The following is a 22,828-nucleotide window of genomic DNA, read 5'->3' on the forward strand; positions in this document are numbered from 1 at the left end:
GGCCGGTGACTCCGGACGAAGGACTCCTGCCCCTCGAGGGCATCACCGTGGTGGCGCTCGAACAGGCGGTCGCCGCACCGCTGGCCACCCGACACCTCGCCGATCTCGGCGCCCGGGTCATCAAGGTGGAACGGGTCGGTGACGGGGACTTCGCGAGGCAGTACGACGCGGCGGTGCGCGGCGGCGCCGCCTCGCACTTCGTGTGGCTCAACCGCGGCAAGGAGTCGGTCGCCCTCGACCTCAAGAGCGAGGACGGACGCCAGGCGATCCGAACCCTGATCGCCGGCGCGGACGTCTTCATCCAGAACCTCGCTCCCGGGGCGGCCGCCCGGCTCGGCCTCGCCGCCGACGATCTGCGCGCCGACCATCCCGAGCTCGTCGTCGTCGACATGTCCGGATACGGCGACGCCGGACCGTATCGCGACCGCAAGGCCTACGACATGCTGGTGCAGGCCGAGGCCGGGCTGATCTCGGTGACCGGGACGCCCGACGAGATGTCCAAGACGGGTATCCCGACCTCCGACATCGCAGCCGGTATGTACGCACTGACCTCCGTACTGTCGGCGCTGTTCCGACGCGCCACCACCGGAGTCGGCGCGCGCGTCTCGGTGGCCATGTTCGACGCCACGGTCGAATGGATGGGCCACCCGATGTACATGCGCCTGTACGGTGGCCGGCAGATCGCCCGTGCCGGGCTCGGCCATGCGGCGATCGTGCCCTACGACAAGTACCCGACCGCCGACGGCGACATCCTCATCGGCGTCCAGAACGACCGCGGCTGGGACATGCTCACCCGCGTGGCCCTCGAGCGCCCGGATCTGGCCGACGACCCCCGCTATCGCACCAACATCGAGCGGGTCTCCCGGCGAGCCGAGGTCGACGCCGCGATCGGCGCCGAGACCAAACGGTTCACCACCGACGAGCTCGACCGTCGCCTCGCCGACGCGGGCATTCCCGCGGCCGAGATCCGCGACCTCGAAGGCGTCGTCGCGCATCCGCAGCTGAGTGAGCGCGACCGCTGGCGCGAGGTGGACACCGAGGTCGGCCCGGTACGGGCGCTGCTTCCGCCGCTGACCTTCGACGACGTCGAACTCGCGATGGGTCCGGTACCGGCGCTCGGACAGCACACCGAGGCGGTGTTGCGGGAATTCGGGATCGGCGTCCCGCCGACCCCGTCGGCGTAGGATCGGCGGAACGGACCTGCAGCCCTCGGGTCCCGTTGTTCATGCCCGGATACGACGACCTCTCGGAGGCGATATGTCCGACGATTCTCTGTTCACCACCCGGGATTCGGGAGCACCCGCGGGGAGTGACGAACACTCTCTGACGGTTGGCGCCGGCGGCCCGATCGTCCTGCACGATCACTACCTGATCGAGCAGATGGCCCAGTTCAATCGCGAGCGCATCCCCGAACGCCAGCCGCATGCGAAGGGCAGCGGCGCTTTCGGCACTTTCGAGACGACGCAAGACGTCTCGGCCTACACCTGTGCCGCACTGTTCCAACCCGGCGTGAAAACCGAGATGGTGGCCCGGTTCTCGACCGTTGCCGGCGAGCGCGGCAGCCCCGACACCTGGCGTGACCCGCGTGGTTTCGCACTGAAGTTCTACACCGACGAAGGCATCTACGACATGGTCGGCAACAACACGCCGGTCTTCTTCGTCAAGGACCCGATGAAGTTCCAGCACTTCATCCGTTCGCAGAAACGCCGTCAGGACAACAATCTTCGCGACCACGACATGCAGTGGGACTTCTGGACGCTCTCGCCGGAGTCGGCGCATCAGGTGACCTGGCTGATGGGCGATCGGGGGATTCCCAAGACCTGGCGCCACATGAACGGATACAGCTCGCACACCTACCTGTGGGTCAATTCCGAAGGTGTCAAGCACTGGGTCAAATACCATTTCAAGTCCGACCAGGGAGTCGAGCACCTCACCCAGCACGAGGCCGACCAGATGGCTTCTGCGGACACCGATTTCCACACCCGGGACCTGTTCGAGAACATCGCGTCGGGCAACCATCCGAGCTGGACCCTCAAGGTGCAGCTCATGCCCTTCGACGACGCGGTGAGCTACCGCTTCAACCCGTTCGACCTGACGAAGGTGTGGCCGCACGGCGACTACCCGCTCATCGAGGTCGGCAAGATGACCCTGCACACCAATCCGGTCGATCACCACACGCAGATCGAGCAGGCCGCGTTCGAGCCGAACAACGTCGTGCCGGGTATCGGTTTCAGCCCCGACCGCATGCTGCTCGCGCGCGTGTTCTCCTATGCCGACGCCCATCGCCACCGGATCGGCGGCAACTACAAGCAGATCCCGGTGAACGCGCCGAAGAACGACGTGCATTCGTACTCCAAGGACGGGGCGATGCGCATCCACAACGTCCCCGACCCGGTCTACGCACCCAATTCCAAGGGCGGCCCGTCGGCGCTGTATCCCGGCCAGGGCGAACCGCAGTGGGCGGCGAACGGGGAGATCCTGCGCAGCGCCTACGTCGACCATCCCGAGGACGACGACTGGGGTCAAGCGGGGACGATGGTCCGGGAGGTCTTCGACGACGAGCAGCGTGAACGTTTCGTGGACAACGTCGTCGGGCACCTCCTCAACGGTGTCTCCGAACCGATCCTCCAGCGGGCGTTCGAATACTGGCATCGCGTCGACCCCGACATCGGTGCGCGGATCAAGTCCGGTGTGACCGAGAAGCAGGACGAATCCGATCCGAAGGCCGATGACCAGGCCAACCCCGCCCGGTCGTCCGCCCAGGAGAAGGCCAAGGCCGAGAAGGCCTGACATTCTCCTCGCAGTTCGCACCGAACCGTGGAACGCGCCCTCTGACGGGGGCGCGTTCTGCGTCGGTGGCCTACTAGGCTCGATGGCGTGAGTGTGCGCGCAGGCATCGTGGTCACCGGAACCGAAGTCCTCACCGGCCGGATCACCGACCAGAACGGGCCCTGGCTGTCCGAGGAACTCCTCGAACTCGGGGTGGACGTCGCCCACATCACGATCTGCGGCGACCGGCCCGCCGACCTCACCGCGCAACTGCGCTTCCTCGCCGAGCAGCAGGTGGATCTGATCGTCACCAGCGGCGGGCTCGGCCCCACCGCCGACGACCTCACCGTCGCCACCGTCGCCGAGTTCTGCGGCCGCGAACTACTCCTCGATCCCGGACTCGAGGAGCACATCGCCGCGATCATCCAGCGTTGGCGCGGGATCGGATTCGACGTCGATTCCGGCCCGACGAGGGCGGGTATCCGCAAGCAGGCCCTGGTACCGGTGGGGGCGGTTCCGGTACCACCGACCGGCACCGCGCCGGGTGTCGTCATCCCCGCTGCCGCCGGCGTGCCGACGATCGTCGTCCTGCCCGGCCCGCCCTCGGAGCTCCAGGCGATGTGGCCGACCGCGATCGCCACGGCTGCCGTCGCCGACGTCCTGTCCCGCGCCGACGATCTGCGGCAGGCGACCATCCGCGCCTACGGTCTCCTCGAAGCGGAACTCGCCGAGACACTGCGATCGGCGGAGACCGCGATCCCCGCCTTCGGGCAACTCGAGATCACCACGTGCCTGCGGCGAGGCGAACTCGACATGGTCACCCGATTCGCCGCAGCTGATGCGTCGGTCTACGACTCCCTCCTCGACCTCCTCGTCGAACATCATGGGCGGCAGATCTTCTCGACCGACGGTTCCACGATCGACGATCTCCTGGTCGCCGCCTTGGACGGGCGACTGATCGCGACCGCCGAATCGTGCACCGGCGGACTCGTCGCGGCGCGGCTCACCGACCGGCCCGGCTCGTCGGCGTACGTGATGGGCGGCGTGGTCTCGTACTCCAACGACGCCAAGTCGGATCTGCTCGACGTCCCGGCCGAGCTCATCGCCACGCACGGAGCCGTCAGCGAGGAGGTCGCCGCCGCGATGGCCGAGGGTGCGCTCGCACGGTTCGGAACCGATGTCGCGGTGTCGACCACCGGAGTGGCCGGTCCCGGTGGCGGCACCGAGACAAAACCGGTGGGCACCGTGTGCTTCGGGGTGGCTCTACGAGACCGGCCCACGGTCACCGTCACCCGCAGATTCCCCGGTGGCCGCGATCGTGTCCGGTCGCTGACCACCACTGCCGCACTGCATCTCGTCGTACGCGCGCTCAGCGACGCCTCCGCCTGACACGACCCTGCGGTGGTTTAGTGCAGCGATCCTCGGCTCCTCAAACCCGCAAGAGGCGACGCTCCATTGCTCCCTGAGGTGCGAGGAGCGCAAGCGACGAGCCTCGAAGGGCCGCCGCCCAGAAATCTGTTTCCCGGCAATGCGCAGTAGGTCAGACTGTCCTGATGCTGTTGACCATCTCGGCCGAACGTTCATCCACGCTCGAGACCCCGAGCGATCTGGGCTTTCTGCTGCACAAGCATCCGGAGAAGGTGCAGCCCTTCGACGTGTACGGCGGAACGGCGCACGTCTTCTACCCCGAGGTCACCGATGTTCGCTGCACAGCCGCGCTCCTGGTGGAGGTCGACCCGGTTGCGTTGGTGCGAGGACGATCCGGGACGCGCGACGGGTTCGCGTTGGGCCAGTACGTGAACGATCGGCCCTACGTCGCCTCGTCGTTGCTGGCAGTGGCGATGGGAAAGGTCTTCCGGTCTGCGCTCCATGGGCGCTGCGCGAGTCGCCAAGAGCTTGCGGACTCGAAGTTGGATCTGACGATCACCCTACCGGTGGTCCCGGGCGATCCCTCCCTGTTGTGCCGCCTTTTCGAACCCATGGGTTGGACTGTCACCGCCGAGGCCATCGAGCTGGATGCCACGCGACCCGATTGGGGTGATGCGCCGCTCGTGTCCCTGGCCCTCGTCGGATCGCTTCGTCTGGCCGCGGCACTCAATCACCTCTACGTCTTGCTGCCGGTACTCGACGATGCCAAACATTATTGGGTCGGTGACGACGAGGTGGACAAGCTCGTCCGCGCCGGATCGGGATGGTTGGCCGGCCATCCGGAGCGGGAGCTGATCACCCATCGCTACCTGGCCCACCAGCGCGGGCTGAAAGATGCTGCCACACAACGGTTGGTCGAACTGGACGACCGGCCGGTCGAGGACGCCGCGGAAGACGACGATCCCGATGTCTCGCGCCCGCTGGTGCGGACAAGGCACGACGCGGTTCTGGACGTCGTGCGCGAGTACCGACCGGCGACGATCGTCGACCTCGGATGTGGGTCGGGAGCTCTGCTCGGTGCGTTGCTCGAATTGCGCGGCGTGACACGGGTGATCGGCACAGATGTGTCCGACTCGTCCCTGTCGAAGGCGGCCAATCGGCTGCATGTCGACCGGATGACCGAGCGTCAATCCGAGCGCCTCACATTGTTGCTGTCGTCGCTGCAGTATGAGGACGATCGCCTCGAAGGCCTCGATCTGGCAATTCTCATGGAGGTCATCGAACACATCGATCCAGCACGGCTCCCGGCGGTCGTCGACAACGTCTTCGGGACGATGCGGCCCCGCCGCATCGTCGTCACGACACCCAACAGCGAGTACAACGTGCGGTACCCGGCTCTGGTCGACGGCGGCTTTCGACACCCGGACCACCGTTTCGAGTGGACGCGCCGGGAATTCGAGACCTGGGCCGGTGCGGTGTGTGAATCCTACGGCTATGTCGTCGATTTCAGACCGGTGGGCGAGCACGACGACGCGATCGGGCCGCCGACGCAGATGGCTGTGTTTGCACAACTGTCGACGGGACGGGCAAACGCATGACCGAGCTCAGTATTCCGGAACTGTCCCTGGTCGTCCTGATCGGTACGACGGGTTCCGGCAAGTCGACCTTCGCGGCCGGCCACTTTCTTCCGACGGAAGTCGTGTCCAGTGACGACTGCCGAGCGATGGTCTCGGATGACCCCAATGAACAGGGCGCGACGTCGGATGCGTTCGATGTGCTCGAGTACATCGTCGGCAAGCGACTCGACCGCGGCCGGCTCACCGTCGTCGATGCCACCAATGTGCAGGCGTCCGCGCGTAAGTCGTTGTTGGCGCTGGCCAAGGAGCACGATGTCCTCCCGGTGGCGATCGTCCTCGACGTTCCGGTCGCACTGGCGCTGGAGCGCAACGCCGCTCGGCCGGATCGGGACTTCGGCGCGCACGTCGTGAAGCGTCAGCATGACCAGCTACGAAGGTCGCTACGCAGCCTCAAACGGGAAGGGTTCCGCACGATCCACGTCCTGGATTCTGTCGAAGCCGTTTCATCGGCGTCGATCGTGCGGACGCGTCTGTTCAACGACCGCCGAGACGAGCGCGGCCCGTTCGATGTGATCGGCGACGTACATGGTTGCCGCGACGAGCTCGTGGCGTTGCTCGAGCGATTGGGATATGCGGTCGTCCGCGACGACGAGGGACGCTGCGTGGACGCCGCGCACCGGGATGGCCGCCGAGCAGTCTTCGTCGGCGATCTCGTCGACCGCGGTCCGGACTCCGCGGGCGTGCTGCGCCTGGTGATGGGCATGGTGGCTGCCGGCAATGCGCTGTGTGTGTCGGGCAATCACGAGGCGAAACTCGTGCGTGCTCTTGGCCGTAAAGACGTCAAGCCCACACACGGCCTGCAGGAGACACTGGATCAGCTGGCCGCAGAGGACACTGAGTTCGTCGCCGAGGTGCGGCGATTCTGCGATGGTCTCGTCGCGCACTACGTACTCGACGACGGCAGGCTGGTGGTCGCGCACGCGGGATTGGCCGAGAAGTATCACGGCCGGGCGTCCGGGCGGGTGCGGGCGTTCGCACTATACGGCGACACGAGCGGCGAGACCGACGAGTTCGGTCTGCCGATCCGTTACCCGTGGGCGACTGAATATCGAGGCGCGGCAACAGTGTTGTATGGACATACTCCGGTGCCCGAGACCGAGTGGGTCAACAACACCATGTGCCTGGACACGGGATGTGTCTTCGGCGGCAGCCTCACGGCACTGCGCTACCCCGAGCGCGAGGTGGTGTCCGAACAGGCACGAGCGACGTATTACGAACCCGTCCGTCCGCTGGTCCCGCCGCCGCGCCGCCCCGAGGTGCTGACCCTGACCGACGTCCTCGGTCAGCGCGTGGTCGACACCCATCACATGGGTCGGGTGTCCTTGCGAGACGAGACCGCCGCCGGCGCCTTGGAGGTGATGAGCAGATTCGCGATTCCGCCGGCCGAGCTGCTCTACTTGCCGCCGACGATGTCGCCGGTGGACAGCTCGTCGCGCGATGGACTGCTGGAGCACCCGGATGAGGCGTTCGGATTCTACGCGAAGCACTCGATCGGCCGGGTGGTCTGCGAAGAGAAGCACATGGGGTCCCGTGGGATCGTCCGGGTGGCGCGCGACGGGTCCGGCTGCATCCATTCGCGGACCGGACGCGCCTTCTTCTCCGACGAACGGCAGACGGAACTGCTGTCGCGGATCGCCGATGCCGTGACCCGCGCCGGTGTGTGGACGGACCTCGACGCGACCTGGATACTCGTCGACGCTGAACTGCTGCCGTGGACTGCGAAGGCGGAGGCCATGATTCGCAGCCAGTACGCCCGGGTCGGCGCCGCGGCGACGCACGCACTGCCGGCGGCGGTCGACGTACTGGCGGTCGCAGCCGCGCGCGGAATCGATGTCGATGATCTGCTCACCAGGGTGCGGTCGCGCGCCGCCAACGCCGACCGCTTCGTCGACTCCTATCGTCACCACGTGCAACCGATCGACACTCCGTTGGGAATCCAGGTGGCGCCCTTCCAACTTCTCGCCACGGATGCCGCGACGTATGAGACCCGCGATCACGAGTGGCACCTCGGCATTGCGGATCGCCTGGTCGCCTCCGACCCGGAGTTGTTCCGGCCCACCCGACGCCTCGTCGTGGAGACAGCCGATGCATCGTCGCGCGCAGCAGGCGTCAGCTGGTGGGAGGACCTCACCGCGAGCGGCGGCGAGGGAATGGTCGTCAAGCCGCTCGACAATCTCGTCCGCGGACCGAAGGGCCTCGTCCAGCCGGGGCTCAAAGTCCGCGGTCGTGAGTATCTGCGAATCATCTACGGCCCCGACTACACCGAAGCGGCGACCCTCGCCCGGCTCAAGAACCGCAACCTCCGATTGAAACGGTCGATGGCGCTGCGCGAGTACGCCCTAGGGCTCGAGGCGCTGCGTCGAGCAGTGGCAGGAGAGCCGACGTGGCGCATTCACCAATGCGTGTTCGGCGTCCTCGCGATGGAGTCGGAGGCCGTGGACCCGCGGCTGTAACCGCTGCGGGTCAGAGCGGGCCGGTCGGGAGGTGCCGGCGGACGAGCTTGCCGGTGGGGTTGCGAGGCAGGTCTTCGACGAAGACGACGTCGCGGGGCACCTTGTACCGGGCGAGGTGCTTCTTGGCGTGCGCCTTGATGTCCTCAGGCGTGGGGTTCGCATGTTCGGCGGCGACGATGAAGGCGCGCAGACGTTTTCCGTATTCGTCGTCGTCGACGCCGATGACCGCCACGTCGTCGATGTCGGGATGCTCGCCGAGCAGGTTCTCCACCTCGAGCGGGTAGACGTTCTCGCCGCCGGAGACGATCATGTCGTCGTCGCGGCCGTCGATGTGGAGGAGCCCGTGCTCGTCGAACCGGGCCATGTCGCCGGTGGACATGTAACCGTCGATGATCTCCTTGTTGCGGCCGTCGGTGTACCCCTCGAACGGGGCGCCGTTGCGCACGAACAGCCTGCCGCGCACGTTGGTCCCGGAGATCCGGTTGCCCTTGTCGTCGAAGAGCGCGAGTCGGCTCGTGACCGGTGCGCGGCCCACCGTCCCCGGTGCCAGACGCAGCTCCTTCGGTTGCGCGACCGTGGCGATCGCGACCTCGGTGGAGCCGTAGAGGTTGTAGAGCACGTCACCGAACGTGTCCTGAATGGCTTCCGAAAGTGTCGGCGACAGAGCCGAACCCGCGAGCACGACGATCTTCAGCGACGACACGTCGTACTTGCCGATGACGTCGGGACCCAGGGCGACCATGCGGTGCAGCATGGTCGGGACGGCGACCAGCACCTCCGCCTTGTGCTCGGCGATCGCGGCGAGGGTCTTCTCCGCGTCGAACCGACGCATCACCACGGTCTTGTTGCCCAGCGCCGTCCCCACCCCCCACAATGCGAAACCGGTGGAGTGGAAGATCGGCGAGACGATCACCATGGCGCTGCGCTGCGGCAACGAGATCCGGTCCAGCAGAAGCGCACTGGCGAACGGTGACATCTTGGATCGCTGGGCGCCCTTGGGCAGTCCGGTCGTGCCGCTGGTGAGGATGACGAGTCCACCCCACGCGGCTGGTTCGGGCGGAGTCGACGTATCGCCGGTGGCTGCGATGTCGTCGAGGGTCTGGACGCCGTCGCCGACGGGGCGGTTGCCGTCGATCCAGGTGACGATGCGCAGGGTGTCGGCGGGGAGGGAGTCGGCGAGGTCGGTGAACTCCTCGTCGTAGAGCATCGCCACGATCTTCTCGCGTTCGGCGACCTCGGCGAACTGGGTCTTGCCGAAGCCGGTGTTCATCATGGCCAGGCGGAACCCGGCCTTGCCCGCGGCGCTCATGGTGGTGAGCAGACCCCGGTGGTCCCGCGCGATGACGCCGATGACCGATCCCGGCTTGATGCCGGACGCGAGCAGGTGGTTGGCGAGTGCGTTGGCGTGCGCATTGAGTTCACCGAAGGTGAGCTCGCCGTGCTCGTCGGCGACGGCTCCGGCCTCGGGATACTCGTCGGCACCGTGTGCCACAGCCGCCGCACACGGACCGATGATCTTGGCCCGCTTGACCGTGGTCAGCAGCTCCTTGGGTTTCGTCGGATCCACGAGACCCGATCGCCGCAGGACCTTGAACGCCCCAAAGGCATCCTGCGCCGATTCCACCACCGTGCCGACCGCACCGGTCACCGAGACCATGTCCACCCCACCTTCCGCGGCTGGGCCGCGTCGTCGCTCTCTTCCGGTTCGCTGCGCGCCCGACGCACCCTGGTCACCGTCGTCACCAGCCGTGCCACAGGTGCAGGATATGCCGACCATGCCGACCGATGTCCGTTTCACCCGAATCGGTTGTCACACTGATCAGTTCACCGCATTTCGCACTCAGGTCACCGTTCGCCGTCCCGATGGGGTCGACCGAACGGCGATCTCGTGGCGACAGGCTACCAAGTCTGACAACTCGCGTCATCAGATTGGAGCCCCACGTGCTCTCGGGTCAGTACGGCGGTGGGTCGATGCGGTCGAGTTCTTCGCGGGCTCGTTTGTTTCGGGCGCGTTCTTGTCGCCGGCGGGCCAGTTTGGCGTCCAGTCGGCTGTGTGTGCGCTCCGGGTTGTCGGAGGCGATGACCCGTGGTGTGGGTGGGGCTTGGGCGGCTTGCTCGAACCGGATCCGCCGAAGGTTCGGGAAGGTGTCTTCCAGCGTCTCGGCGTCGCCGGGCAGAGTGACCCCTTCGGGCGTTTCGTATTCGGTGACCAGGCGACCGTCGTCGTCGCGGTACTGCACATCAACCCAGTCCCCGTGGGTCTTGAAGAGGTGACCGGGGCGGCATTTGGTGTTGAGGTTCTCACTCGACGTCGCCCCACCCCGGGCGGGGTCGGTGTGGTCGTACTCGGTGACATGGTCGAGATCGCACGCGAATGCCGAACGGGTACAGCCGGGTTCGGTGCAATACCCGTCCCGCACCCGCACGAAATCAGCACACGACGCGGTGGGCCGATACCCGTTGCCGGGATGGGTCGCCGGATACACCACCGCCACACCCGCGGCGGTGACATCGGTCGAGTCGCCGAAGTGGGTTGCGGTGGAATGCTTCTCGCTGTCGGCTCGGGTGTCCTCGGCTGGTGCCGGGCCGTGCGCACTCCGCCGCTGGTCATCGTCATTGGTGCTGCCGGCCACATAGATGGGCGCGGTGCGGGCGGGGGTGACCGGGGACAGCGTGGCGTCCGGGCGGGCGGCGAGGTCACGGACGTGTTCGTCGCTGATGATGCCGTGTTCGTCGAGGAACCCGACCCCGGGTGCCCCGGCCAGGGTCGCGGCATCGGTCACCACATGGATCACGATCTCGGCGCGGACCGCGTCGAGGACGCTCTGTGGGTCTGGGATGTCGGCAGTGCACGGCTGTTCATCGTCGCACTGGCAGTCGAAGCTGGTGCGGGTCAGCAGCGCGAACATCGCATCGGATCGTCGTATCCCCTGGGTGCGGGCATCCCGCTTGCAGACCGTGTCGGCGAGGATGGCGACGGCTTTGGCCGAGATCCGCACGTTTTCCGCCGACATCACGGCGGTGAGTTCGGCGGTGCCGTCGGGCAGTTCGTGGCTCCATACCCCACGTTGGTCCATGGCGTCTTGGCGGCGTTGGCGTACCGCGTCGGGGTCGTGGCGAAAGACGAGGCGGTCGACCATGTCCCGCAGGCGGGCCCGATCCCACACACCTGTTCGGCGACGCACCGTGTCGGCGATCTCGGCATCCAACGCGGGGGTGATCGGGTCGTCGGTGGGGATCAGTTCGGTGCGGGAGATGATCAGCCGGATCTGCCACTGCGACAGGACCCCGTCACGCAGGGTGTCGGCAACCTCGGGGAGCCGGTCGCGAGGCGCGATGGCCTCATCGATGAGGGTTTCGGCATGCCGTCGCGACACCCCGGCCTGGCGGGCGATGCGGGCCGCGCAGTCAGCATGGCCGTCCATGACGAACCCGGACGCGCTGGTGGTGATCAGGCGGTCGGTCATCGCTGCGATCGTCTGATACTGGTGCCAGGCGAGGTAGGACTCGCCGCGCCGGGTGGCGTCGAGGCCGGCCATCAACATGACCATGTCGGTCTCTGCGGCGTGGGCAGGATCGACCCCGGCGACGAACTCGCCCGGTAGATCGGTCCACGCCTTCACCACGCCCCCCGACGCCTGTCCACTCACCCGCTGCGACCAGGTGATCCGTTGAAAAACAATGTAAACCCGGCCACCGACAATTCCGGTTGAGTCTCTACAGGAGTGACATCGTTGTCGACGAAATGGGCTCTGGGCGTTGCGGTGTGGTGCCGTCCGGGTTGGCGGCGGCTGAGTTCGTCGGGTTGCCAGGTGGTTTCGACACGGCGACTCGCCTAGCGGCTCGTTGCCGGCTCAACCAGCGGGGGTGGGCGACTCGCCTAACGGCTCGTTGCCGGCTCAACCAGCGGAGGTGTGCCAGCTCAACCAGCGCGGGGAGGGGCACCTCGCTCCGCTCGGGGCCGGCTCAACCCAGCGACGGATTTCGCGGCTGCGCGCCGAGCGCTCCGCAGGTCAGCGACGACGAGTAGGTCGAACGCGCCGATCCGGAACCACTCCGCCGGCGCTCACACCGACGCCGCGCGGGCCCGTCCGAGCATGGCGCGCGCGACGGTGTCGACGTGCACGTCGTCGTCCTGGAACAACAGCTGGTCGGTCTTGGCCCGCCGGAAGTGGTGATGCAGCGGGTGCTCCCACGTGAACCCGATCCCGCCGTGGATCTGGATGGCCTCCTCCGCGGCGTACATGGCGGCCCGCGAGGCCAGCACGCGAGCCGACGCGGCCCGCTCGGCCAGATCCGCGTCGTCGAAGCGGTCGACATCCGCGGCGTCGAGGACCGTCGCCTCGGCGAGCTCGGTGGCAACGAGCATGTCGACGAGGCGGTGTTTGAGCGCCTGAAACGATCCGATCGTGCGACCGAACTGCTGACGCGTCTTCGCGTAGTCCACCGTCATCTCGAGGCACCGGCGGGCGATACCCACCTGCTCGGCAGCCAGGGCGATCATCAGCAGCGACCGAACCCGGCGCAGCCGCTCCTCGAGATACGGGCCCGACACCCGGGTCGCCTCGACACCGGTGAACTCGACAGTCGCGAACTCTCGTGTGAGATCCAGGCTTTCACGCTGGTGGCGGCCGATGCCGGCAGCGCCACCGTCGACGACGGCGAGTTCCACACCGGACGCGGTGTGCGCGACGACCACGAGCACGTCGGCCGACGCCGCGTCGAGGACGACGTCCTGCCGTCCGTTCAGGACAAGCGTTCCCTCATCGGTGACCTCCGCACCGATCGACGAGGAGACCACGGCGGGGCCGCAGACGAGCGCGGCGCGCCGCTCCCCGGACGCGATGGCCGGCAGGTGTGCCCGTCGCCCCTCGTCGTCGGCGGCATGGAGCAGGGTGAGGCCGGCCATGATCACCGACGAGAGGTACGGCGAGGAACCGAGACAGCGACCGTGGGCGGTCATCACGACCGACGCGTCCTTCACCCCGTACCCGGCCCCGCCCAGATCCTCCGGAAACGGGATCTCGGTCAGTCCGAGTTCCCGAATCGACGGCCAGACATCCTGCGCCGGAGCGTGTTCCGACCACGCATCGGTGAGGGCGGCTTGCAGATCGCGCTGCTCCACGGTGAGTTCGATGGGCATGTGTACTCCTAGAGGGGTTCGCGCGGCAGTCCGAGGCCGCGTTCGCCGATGATGTTCCGTTGGATCTCGTCCGAGCCGCCCGCGATGCGGTACCCGGGTGCGCCGAGCAGATGCTCCGACCATGCGAACGTGTCGGGCTCGCCGGTGTCGGCGACGATCCGGTCGCCGAGGAACGACGCCGCGGCGTCGCCGACGCGCTTCAGGTTCTGCGTCCACACGAGTTTGCCGATGGAGCCCTCGACGCCCGGCACGGCACCCGCCCGTTCACGTTCGGCGTAGCGCGCCACCATGAGCGCCGCCGCCCGCTCGTAGATCGCGGCATCGCCGAGACGTTGCCGGGCCAGCGGGTCGTCGGACAGTCCGAGACGGTCGACGAGGCGGGCGAGGTCGACGCTGTTGCCGCCGGCACTGACGATCCCGGCGCTCGAGTTCCGCTCGAAACCGAGTGTGGTGAGCGCGACCTTCCATCCGTCGCCCTCGGCACCGACCCGCAGGGCGTCGGGCAGTTCGACGTCGGAGAGGAAGACCTCGTTGAACGTCGACCCACCGGACATCTGTCGGATCGGCCGCACCTCCACGCCGGGCGTGTCCATCGGGACCATGAATGCGGTCATGCCCTTGTGTTTCGGCGCCGACCGGTCGGACCGGGCGATGAGCAGACCCCACTCGGAGAACTGCGCGCCAGAACTCCACACCTTCTGGCCGTTGATCCGCCAGGTGTCCCCACTCCGAACGGCTTTCGTCGACAAGCCGGCCAGGTCCGAACCCGCCCCGGGCTCGGAGAACAGTTGGCAGCACAGCTCGTCCGCGCGCAGGAAGGGGCGGACGAACCGCTCCCGCTGCTCGTCGGTCCCGAGTGCGTGCAGGGTCGGCGCCACCAGTTCGACTGTCACCAGGACGTTCTCGTGCCGGTCGGGGGCCTGGTACCCGCGTTCGAGGTTCACGTAGACGCGTTCGTGGCCCGCGGTGAGACCCGGCCCGCCCCAGTCCGGGCCCCAGGTGATCGCGCCGAAGCCTGCGTCCACGCGTCGGGCCTGCCACGCGCGCGCCGCGTCGATCAGCGCACGTTCCTCGTCGTGTGTCCGATTGTGGAAGATGGCGTAGGTCGGGTCGTGCTCCTGTGCAGCCCGGGCCGGGAGTTCGGCGTCGAGCCAGGTCCGCGCCTGTTCTTCGTAGTCATCGAGCGTGATCGCGCCCGGTGCGGTCGTCGTCATTCTCGTCGTTCCTGTCCTGCTCGGTCGTGCTGTCCTGCTGGATTTCTCACCGTTCGTGCGCCGCGGAGATGGTCACGGCCTGCATCTGCGGCGGTGTGGTGTTGCGGTCGCGGGTCCAGTCGCGGAGGGCGAACTTCTGGATCTTCCCGCTGGCCGTCTTCGGCAGGGAGTCGACGACGAACACGCTCTCCGGGACCTTCTGCATCGCCATTCCTCTCGCGGACAGGAACTCTCGAACCTCCTCGAGGGTGAGGTCGACGGCGTCCCGGGTGACCACGAAGGCGCACCCCCGCTCCCCGGTTCGGGCGTCCGGCCCGGCGACGACCGCGATCTCGGCGACCGCGGGATGCTCACTCAGTTCGTTCTCCACGTCGTGGGTGCTGATCTTCTCGCCGGACCGATTGATGATGTCCTTGATCCGGCCGACGATGTGGATTCCACCGTCGGCATCGAAGTAGGCGAGATCACCGCTGCGGAAGAATCCGTCGGCGGTGAAGGCCTCGTCGTTGAGCGATGCGTCGAGGTATCCGAGGAAGGTGTCGGGCCCGCGCCACAGCACCTCACCGACGACGCCGGTCGCAGCGATACCCCCGGCGCCGTCGGACACGATGACCTCGGTCGGGGCGAGCACGCGGCCATCGGTCCCGGTACGCAGGCGGGGTTCGTCGGAGCGATTGGCGGACGTCACCGACGGCCCCTCGGTGGCGCCGTACATCCGCGTCACGGTGCCCAGCACCTCGGTGGATCTGGTCACCAGCGAGTCCGGGATGTCGGCACCCCCGCAGATGATGTAGCGCACCGACGGTGTGCGTACGCCACGCGCGACGGCCGCGTCCAAAAGGCCACGTAGGAACGGGGTCGCGAAGATCATGAAGCTGGCGCGCTCCTCGAGCACCCTCGTCAGTGCGACCTCCGGGTCCCACGCGTCCTGGAGCACCACCGGCGCACCGAGGAGGAAGGGCAGGGTGAGGGCGCAGTTCACGCCCGTCACATGCGTCACCGGCGACGGGTTGAACACGACGTCGCGCTCGTTGAGTCCGAACGTGTCGATCATCGACATGTTCTCGAACACGAGGGTGTTGTGACTGTGCAACGCGCCCTTCGGATCCGCGGTGGTCCCCGATGTGTACAGCAGCAGGCACACGTCGTCGGGATCGGCGGGCGGCAGCGCGCGCACCGCCTCGATCATCTCCGGCGTCGCGGACGCGATCAGATCGGCGAGTCCGACGGTCTGGCCGTCGGTTGCCCGGCCGTCAGTCGTGACGACCAGGTCCAGTTCCGGAAGTCGTTGTCGGAGAGTTGCATACATCGCGACGTGATCGAATCCTCGGTGTGTTCCGGGAACGAAGGCGACCTTGGTGCCCGCCTGGCCGAGAATGAACCCGACCTCGCGTTCCCGGTAGATCGGCACGATCGGGTTGGCGACACCACGGACCCGATGGATCGCATGGAAGACGACGACCGCCTCGGCCGAGTTGGGGAGCTGGAACGACACCACGTCGCCCGGCTGCACACCGCGGTCGTGGAGCGCCGCGGCCAAGCGCAGGGATTCCCGTTCCACGTCGGCGAAGGTCAGCCGCCGGTCGCCGTCGATGACCGCGACCGTGTCGGGATACCGCGCGGCTGCCCGCTCGAGGAAGTGATCGACCGTCTGGTCTCGCCAATGTCCCGCCGCCCGGTAGCGCACGGCGAGATCGGGACGTGGAGAGTGCGTGGGACGCATGATGATTCCTCCGGATGCTCTTGCCGATTGCTCGTGACGCGTTCTACAGTAACCCACGTCTCACTAAATATGTACATATTAGTGCTCCCCGAGTCCATTCCCAGAAAGAGACCTCATGGCATCCCAGGATCGACGGAGTCGGCGAGCGGTCGTCGCGGCCGGCATCGGAACGGTGGTCGAGTACTACGACCTGACGGTGTACGCGTACCTCGCGGTCGTGGTCAGCCCGCTGTTCTTCCCCAGCGATGACCCGACCGCCTCGCTGCTGTCCAGCCTCGCCGTCTTCGCGTCGGCATATCTGATGCGGCCGATCGGCGGCATCTTCTTCGGACGTCTCGGCGACCGCTTCGGCCGCAAGCGTGCGCTCCTGGTGTCGGTGATCCTGATGGGTGTGGGCACCACGCTCATGGCCCTGCTGCCCACTTACGCCGCGGTCGGGGTCCTCGCACCGATCCTGCTGGTCATCGCCCGGTTGCTCCAGGGCTTCTCGGCGGGCGGTGAGCTCGGCGGCGCGCTGACCTACGTCTACGAGATCGTCGGACCGAAGCGTCGCGGTCTGGGCGGATCGATCGTCGCACTGGGCTCGAACAGCGGCTTCGCCCTGGCTGCGATCGTCGTCGCGACCACCTCGGCACTGACCTCCGAGGCCCAGATGGACAGTTGGGGCTGGCGCATCCCGTTCGTCGCCGGCCTACCGCTGCTGGTCCTCTGCCTGTGGCTGCGAACCCGCATCGAGGACTCGCCCGAGTTCACCAAGACCGCCGAACGGCGCGAACTGCCGAAGGCGCCGCTCCGAGAGCTGTTGCGCAGCCAACCCGCCCAGGTCCTGCAGGTCCTCGGGTTGGGTATCGCCCAGAACGCGACCGGGTACATGGTGCTCACCTACATCGGCATCCACCTCGTCCGCGAGGGTGGATACAGTCAGACCGCAGTCACCTGGACCGCCGCCGGCGTTATCGTCTTCATCGCATCGTGTATGCCATTGGCGGGAACCCTGGTGGACCGCTTCGGAAGTCGGCCCGTCCTCATCGCCGGACTGCTCACCGCCGCAACTCTCGCCTACCCCGCGATGGCTCTGATGACCGGTCACGGCCTGGCGGTGGCCGCCATCGCCTTCGCGGTGTTCGCATTGTGCACCCCACTGATCCAGGTCGCCACCGCGCCGCTGTTCCCGTCGCTGTTCGACACGAAGGTTCGTCTGACCGGTGTCGCCCTCGGCTTCAACCTGTCGACGGTCCTGGCCGGCGGGACCGCCGCCTACATCGCCACGTGGCTCATCGACCGCACCGGCAACTCGCTCTCCCCCGCCTACTTCCTCATCGGTTCGAGCGCGATCGGTCTGCTCACGCTGATGACGATCCGACGGAAGCGCCGCGGACTCGGCGAGGCCGGTGACGCTGCCGACGACACCCCGGCCGTTCCCGCGCGTACCTGACCCGACCCGGCGTCATCCGGCGCCCGACAACCGAATCCGACGAAACGGACGCGGACCGCCTCTGCACAGTGTGGTCCGCGTCCGTTTCGGCATACTGTTCGAGAACTCAGTCCCTCGAACCCCGGAGGTTCACGTGGCCAGTGGTCTCGTCGCCCTGCTCGATGACATCGTGACCCTCACCCGGGCGGCCGCCGCATCTCTCGACGACATCGGCGCGGCGGCCGGCAAGGCCAGCGTCAAGGCGGCGGGAGTCGTGGTCGACGACACCGCGGTCACACCTCGCTATGTCCACGGGTTCACGCCCGACCGCGAGTTGCCGATCGTGCGCAAGATCGCCCTGGGCTCGATCCGCAACAAGTTGCTGATCATCCTGCCGGTGGCGATGATCCTCAGCCAGTTCCTTCCGCAGGCGCTTCCCTACCTGCTGATCGCCGGCGGCCTGTTCCTCTGCTTCGAGGGCGCCGAGAAGGTCTGGGAGGCGATCGGCGGCGGCCACCACGCCGAGGAGCAGACCGCCGGTCAAGCCGGTCCGGAGTTCGAGAAGACGATGGTCAGCGGCGCGATCCGCACCGACCTGATCCTGTCCGCCGAGATCATGGTCATCTCGTTGTCCTCCGTCGAGTCCGAACCGTTCTGGACCCGTCTCGCGGTCCTCGTGGTCGTCGCCTTCCTGATCACCGCGCTCGTCTACGGCGTCGTCGCCGTCATCGTGAAGATGGACGACGTCGGGCTGGCACTGGCGCAGCGCGAGTCGCCGACGGTGCAGAAGATCGGCCGCGGTCTGGTCCGCGCCATGCCCAAGATCATGTCGACGCTGACGGTCGTCGGTATCGCGGCCATGCTCTGGGTGGGCGGCCACATCCTGATCGTCAACGTCGGCGAGGCCGGCTTCCATTGGCCCGCCGATCGGCTCCACGACGTCGAGCACTGGTTCGAAGAGCTTGTCCACGGCGGCTTCGGCGCCGTGCTGTCCTGGACGGCCGGCACCGTGCTCTCCGCCGTCGTCGGCCTCGTGGTCGGTGCCATCATCGTGGCGATCCTGCACGTCATCCCGCGGCGCAAGAAGGACACCGCCGCCGCGCACTGACCCGAGGCCCGTCGACTGGGCATCGATTCACGTCGACCGTGCACCCCGGGATCACGCGAGCAGTCGCCAGAGACCGATGAGCCCGACGACGACGATCACCCCGCGAAGCGCGCGGGGGGAGAGGCGCCGTCCATACCTGGCGCCGAGGAAACCGCCGATGAGCGAGCCGACGGCGATGGCCGCCGCGGTCCACCAATCGATCCGGTCGAACGCGACCAGCGTGTACGTGACAGCGGCGACGACGTTGACCACCAGGGACAGCAGGTTCTTCGCCGCGTTCAGCCGTTGCAGGTGGTCCGGTACGACCACCCCCAGAATGCCCATCAAGAGGATGCCCTGCGCGGCGGTGAAGTAACCGCCGTAGACACCGACAGCGAATGTCCCGATGGTCATCGCCGCGACCCGCAGGGGACCGAGATGCGATGGCGTGAGGTCTCCGCCGAGAGAAGTGCGGGTGCCCACCCATCTCTGGATGTAGGGCTGGGCGACGACGAGGATCAGCGCGGCGACGAGCAGAATCGGGACCACGGTCTCGAACACCGTCTCCGGCAGATGGAGCAGAAGCCAGCAGCCGGCGATCGCACCGGTGAACGACCCCGGAATCTGCCACCGGAGTCGCGGCCACTGGCCCTCGAGTTCACGCCGGTATCCCCACGTTCCGGACACCCCGCCGGCGACGAGGCCGATCGCGTTGGACATCGTCGCGGTGACCGGCGGGACGCCGAACGCGACCAGCGTCGGGAACGTGATGAGGGTTCCGCTGCCCACGAGGGCGTTGATCGCGCCCGCCCCGACGCCGGCGACGAGTACGACGACTAGTTCCCAGATGGTCACAGTCTCCGAGGGTGCCCTTCGAGATCTACGCCGGGTGCACCGGGGTGGTTTCGACAGGGCTCAACCAGCGGAGAACACGGCTCAACCAGCGGAGAACAGGGCTCGACCAGCGGAGAACAGGGCTCAGCCAGCGGAGAACCTCGCGACGCGAAACGGTGCCCAGTCGACGGGTCGGTCAGTTGAGGCGGTCTCCACTCGACGGGTCGAACAGGTGCACCGCGCTGTCGGACTGGCGCAGGCGAATGCCCTCGCCCCGCTTGGCCGGTGAGCGTTCGGCAGACCGCGCGACCATCACCATCGGATCGCCGTCGAGGTTGCGGACCGAGTCGTCGGCGAGGTTGGCGTAGATGTAGGTCTCGCTACCGAGTTCCTCGAGGAGAGCGACGTCGGCGTTGAGTCCGGTGCCACCGTCGGACAACGCGAGGTGTTCCGGACGGATGCCCACGACCACGGACTCCAGACCGGAACGACGCAGCGCGGCCTGCGCTTCGGCGTCGATGTCCACGGCGGCGCCCGACACGGTGATCACACCGTCGACGACCGGCGCCACGAAGAGGTTCATCCCCGGCGAGCCGATGAACCCGGCGACGAATGCGTTGACCGGGCGGTCGTACAGTTCCGTCGGCGTGGAGAACTGCTGCAGCACACCGTTCTTGAGGACAGCGACACGATCCCCCATCGTCATCGCCTCGACCTGGTCGTGGGTGACATAGACGGTCGTGGTGCCCAGACGCCGCTGCAGGGCCGCGATCTGGGTACGGGTCTGAACGCGGAGTTTGGCGTCGAGGTTCGACAGCGGTTCGTCCATGCAGAAGACCTGCGGTTCGCGAACGATGGCCCGCCCCATGGCGACACGCTGCCGCTGGCCACCCGACAGCTTCGCCGGCTTGCGGTCGAGGAAGTCGGTCAGGTCGAGCAACCGCGCGGCCTCGGCGACCTTGCGCTTGCGCTCGTCGGCGGGCACGCCGCGCATCTTCAACGCGAAACCCATGTTCTCCCCGACGGTCTTGTTGGGGTACAGCGCGTAGTTCTGGAAGACCATCGCGATGTCGCGGTCCTTGGGCGCGACGCCGACCATGTTGTCGCCACCGATCCGGATCTGACCCGAGTCGATCTCTTCGAGCCCGGCGAGCATGCGCAGGGCGGTGGACTTGCCCGAGCCCGACGGTCCGACGAGGACCACGAACTCACCGTCGTCGATGTCCAGGTTCAGTGAGTCGACGGCGAGTTTGTCCGCGCCGGGGTAGACGCAGCAGGCCTTGTCGTAGGTGATGGAAGCCATGATGTTCTCCGGTTTCTACAAGTTGTTGGGGGGATGCGGACTACTTGATCGCGCCGAACGACAGGCCGCGGACGAGCTTGTTCTGGGCGATCCAGCCGCAGATGACGACCGGCAGCGCGGCGAGCACGGATGCGGCGGACAGCTGCGCCCAGTACAGGCCCTGGCCGGACATGAAACCGGTCAGGAACACCGGCATCGTCTGCGCGTTGACCGCGGTCATGTTGACGGCGAAGAAGAACTCGTTCCACGAGAAGATCACGCAGATCAGTGCTGTCGCTGCGATTCCCGGCGAGATCAGCGGCAGGATCACTTCACGCACCGACGTCCACAGACTCGCGCCGTCGATGCTGGCGGCCTCGAGGAGTTCGCCGGGGACCTCGAGGAAGAACGACCGCATCATCCACACGGCGATCGGGAGGTTCATCGCGGTGTAGAGGACGATCAGGGTCCAGATGTTGTCGAGCATCCCGATCTCGCCGACGATCACGTACAGCGGGATGATCGCGGCGACGATCGGCAGCATCTTGGTGCTGATGAAGAAGAACAGCGCGTCCTTGGTCTTGCGTACCGGGCGCAGCGACAGCGCGAACGCCGCGGGCACGCCCAGGAGCAGCACCAGGATCGTCGACACGATCGTCGCGAACAAGGAATTCAACAGGGGTGTCGCGATTCCCGCGTCGAAGACGTCTCGGAACTGCTGCAGCGTGGGCTCGAAGAAGAAGGTCGGCGGGTTCGTCGCGGCGTCGCTCTCCTGCTTGAACGCGGTCAGCACCATCCAGAGCACGGGGAAGAAGAACCCGATCGCGAGAATCCAGGTCACCGCGGTCAGCGCCGCCTGCCGCGGACGGCGCCGACGGCGGATCTCGGTGCCGGACTTGTCTTCTGTATTGCCCGCCGACGCATGGTCGGAGCGAATGTCGGTGGTCATCAGGCCGGCTCCTCTGTTCCGGAGAATGATTTGAAGATCAGTCGCAGGGCGAGCGTGGCGACGACGATCGTGCCGATCACCGTCACGACACCCATCGCCGCGGCCTGGCCGATGTCGAAGCCGAGGAACGCGCGCTGGTAGATGTAGTACGACAGATTCGAACTGGAGACACCCGGACCACCGGAGGTCATCATGTACACCGCGTCGAAGGTGTTCACCAGGTAGATGGCCCCGAGCACCGCACCCAGTTCGATGAACCGGCGCAGATGCGGGAGTGTGAGTTCCCGGAAGAGCCGGAAGCTCGTGGCGCCGTCGACGCGTGCCGCTTCCTGGATGTCACGGGGCATCGACTGCAGGCCCGCGAGGATCAGCAGCATCATGAACGGCGTCCACTGCCAGACCAATTCGGCCATCACGCTCATCAGCGGGAACTCCGACAGCCAGTCGGTCTCGATACCGAACGGACTCAGCGCCCAGTTGACGAGTCCGTTGGTCGGCGAGAGCAAGCTCGTCTTCCACAGCAGCGCAGCCGCCACCGGGGTCACCAGGAACGGCGTGATGAGCAGTGTCCGAACCACGCCCCGGCCCAAAAACTTCCGGTCGAGCAGAAGGGCGAACATCAGACCGAGGAGCACCGAGATGAGCACCGTGCCGACGATCAGCAGGATCGTGTTGACCGTCACCCGCCAGAACTGACTGTCGCCGAAGACCGCGACATAGTTGTCGAGACCGACGAACGCACGCGAATCCGGACGTACCAGGTTCCATGACTGGGTGGAGTAGTACAGCGTGAACACGAACGGGATCTGCGTGACCACGATCAAGAAGATCAGGGCCGGCAGGAGCGGGCCGCGACGCCGCCAGCCCTCGGCGCGCGTGACGTGATCACGCGAGGACGTCAGCGGTGCCTTCGGGGTCGTGTCGGGTGGTGGAGTGGAGACTGCGGTGGCCATGA

General features: G+C 67.0%; 16 protein-coding genes. 7 read left to right on the plus strand and 9 right to left on the minus strand.

The window, feature by feature from the left end; translation table 11 throughout:
* The first annotated feature begins 5 nt into the window (after positions 1-5).
* The 5 genes from MVF96_RS22715 (at position 6) to MVF96_RS22735 (ending at position 8,227) form a co-directional block, all read left to right on the plus strand.
* Positions 6-1,184, plus strand: a complete 1,179-nt coding sequence (locus MVF96_RS22715) for a CaiB/BaiF CoA transferase family protein (protein WP_247450589.1) — start codon at positions 6-8, stop codon at positions 1,182-1,184.
* 73 nt (positions 1,185-1,257) lie between these two features.
* Positions 1,258-2,790 carry a catalase gene (locus MVF96_RS22720; RefSeq protein WP_247450590.1) on the plus strand — a complete coding sequence of 511 codons (1,533 nt, stop codon included), beginning with the start codon at positions 1,258-1,260 and terminating at the stop codon, positions 2,788-2,790.
* Positions 2,791-2,877: 87 nt separating this feature from the next.
* A complete protein-coding gene (locus MVF96_RS22725) occupies positions 2,878-4,158 on the plus strand; it encodes a competence/damage-inducible protein A (RefSeq protein ID WP_247450591.1) in 1,281 nt (426 codons plus the stop codon).
* 164 nt (positions 4,159-4,322) lie between these two features.
* Positions 4,323-5,735 (plus strand): 3' terminal RNA ribose 2'-O-methyltransferase Hen1, encoded by a 1,413-nt coding sequence (locus tag MVF96_RS22730; RefSeq protein WP_247450592.1) that lies wholly within the window; start codon positions 4,323-4,325, stop codon positions 5,733-5,735.
* Positions 5,732-8,227, plus strand: a complete 2,496-nt coding sequence (locus MVF96_RS22735; protein WP_058252805.1) for a polynucleotide kinase-phosphatase — start codon at positions 5,732-5,734, stop codon at positions 8,225-8,227. Before MVF96_RS22730 ends, MVF96_RS22735 begins: the two co-directional genes overlap by 4 nt.
* A 10-nt stretch (positions 8,228-8,237) precedes the next feature.
* Here MVF96_RS22735 and MVF96_RS22740 read toward each other — a convergent pair whose 3' ends face one another.
* The 5 genes from MVF96_RS22740 to MVF96_RS22760 form a co-directional block, all read right to left on the minus strand.
* Positions 8,238-9,884: an acyl-CoA synthetase gene (locus tag MVF96_RS22740; RefSeq protein WP_058252868.1), complete on the minus strand. Its 1,647-nt coding sequence runs from the start codon at positions 9,882-9,884 to the stop codon at positions 8,238-8,240.
* A 295-nt stretch (positions 9,885-10,179) separates the two neighbouring features.
* Positions 10,180-11,877, minus strand: coding sequence for an HNH endonuclease signature motif containing protein (locus MVF96_RS22745; RefSeq protein ID WP_247450593.1), 1,698 nt, complete (start codon positions 11,875-11,877; stop codon positions 10,180-10,182).
* 416 nt (positions 11,878-12,293) lie between these two features.
* A complete protein-coding gene (locus tag MVF96_RS22750) occupies positions 12,294-13,370 on the minus strand; it encodes an acyl-CoA dehydrogenase family protein (RefSeq protein ID WP_078112575.1) in 1,077 nt (358 codons plus the stop codon).
* Between the two features lie 8 nt (positions 13,371-13,378).
* Entirely contained in the window at positions 13,379-14,584 is a 1,206-nt protein-coding gene (locus MVF96_RS22755; protein WP_078112574.1) for an acyl-CoA dehydrogenase family protein, read from the minus strand.
* 46 nt (positions 14,585-14,630) lie between these two features.
* Positions 14,631-16,307, minus strand: a complete 1,677-nt coding sequence (locus tag MVF96_RS22760) for an AMP-binding protein (RefSeq protein ID WP_078112573.1) — start codon at positions 16,305-16,307, stop codon at positions 14,631-14,633.
* Between the two features lie 115 nt (positions 16,308-16,422).
* Between MVF96_RS22760 and MVF96_RS22765 the strand changes: the two genes are divergently transcribed.
* Positions 16,423-17,742 (plus strand): MFS transporter, encoded by a 1,320-nt coding sequence (locus MVF96_RS22765; protein WP_247450594.1) that lies wholly within the window; start codon positions 16,423-16,425, stop codon positions 17,740-17,742.
* Between the two features lie 133 nt (positions 17,743-17,875).
* Entirely contained in the window at positions 17,876-18,829 is a 954-nt protein-coding gene (locus MVF96_RS22770) for a DUF808 domain-containing protein (RefSeq protein WP_058252869.1), read from the plus strand.
* Between the two features lie 51 nt (positions 18,830-18,880).
* Here the strand turns inward: MVF96_RS22770 and MVF96_RS22775 are convergent, their stop codons facing one another.
* The 4 genes from MVF96_RS22775 to MVF96_RS22790 form a co-directional block, all read right to left on the minus strand.
* Complete coding sequence (locus MVF96_RS22775; RefSeq protein ID WP_247450595.1) at positions 18,881-19,663, minus strand: sulfite exporter TauE/SafE family protein; 783 nt, start codon at positions 19,661-19,663, stop codon at positions 18,881-18,883.
* Positions 19,664-19,838: 175 nt separating this feature from the next.
* The gene (locus MVF96_RS22780) at positions 19,839-20,945 is read right to left on the minus strand and encodes an ABC transporter ATP-binding protein (RefSeq protein ID WP_247450596.1); all 1,107 of its coding nucleotides are present in this window, start codon (positions 20,943-20,945) and stop codon (positions 19,839-19,841) included.
* 40 nt (positions 20,946-20,985) lie between these two features.
* On the minus strand, positions 20,986-21,873 hold the full coding sequence (locus MVF96_RS22785) for a carbohydrate ABC transporter permease (RefSeq protein WP_247450597.1): 888 nt from the start codon (positions 21,871-21,873) through the stop codon (positions 20,986-20,988).
* Positions 21,873-22,826 (minus strand): carbohydrate ABC transporter permease, encoded by a 954-nt coding sequence (locus MVF96_RS22790; RefSeq protein WP_058252870.1) that lies wholly within the window; start codon positions 22,824-22,826, stop codon positions 21,873-21,875. Before MVF96_RS22790 ends, MVF96_RS22785 begins: the two co-directional genes overlap by 1 nt.
* Positions 22,827-22,828 lie beyond the last annotated feature (2 nt).

This window comes from Gordonia hongkongensis, assembly GCF_023078355.1.
GTDB lineage: Bacteria > Actinomycetota > Actinomycetes > Mycobacteriales > Mycobacteriaceae > Gordonia > Gordonia hongkongensis.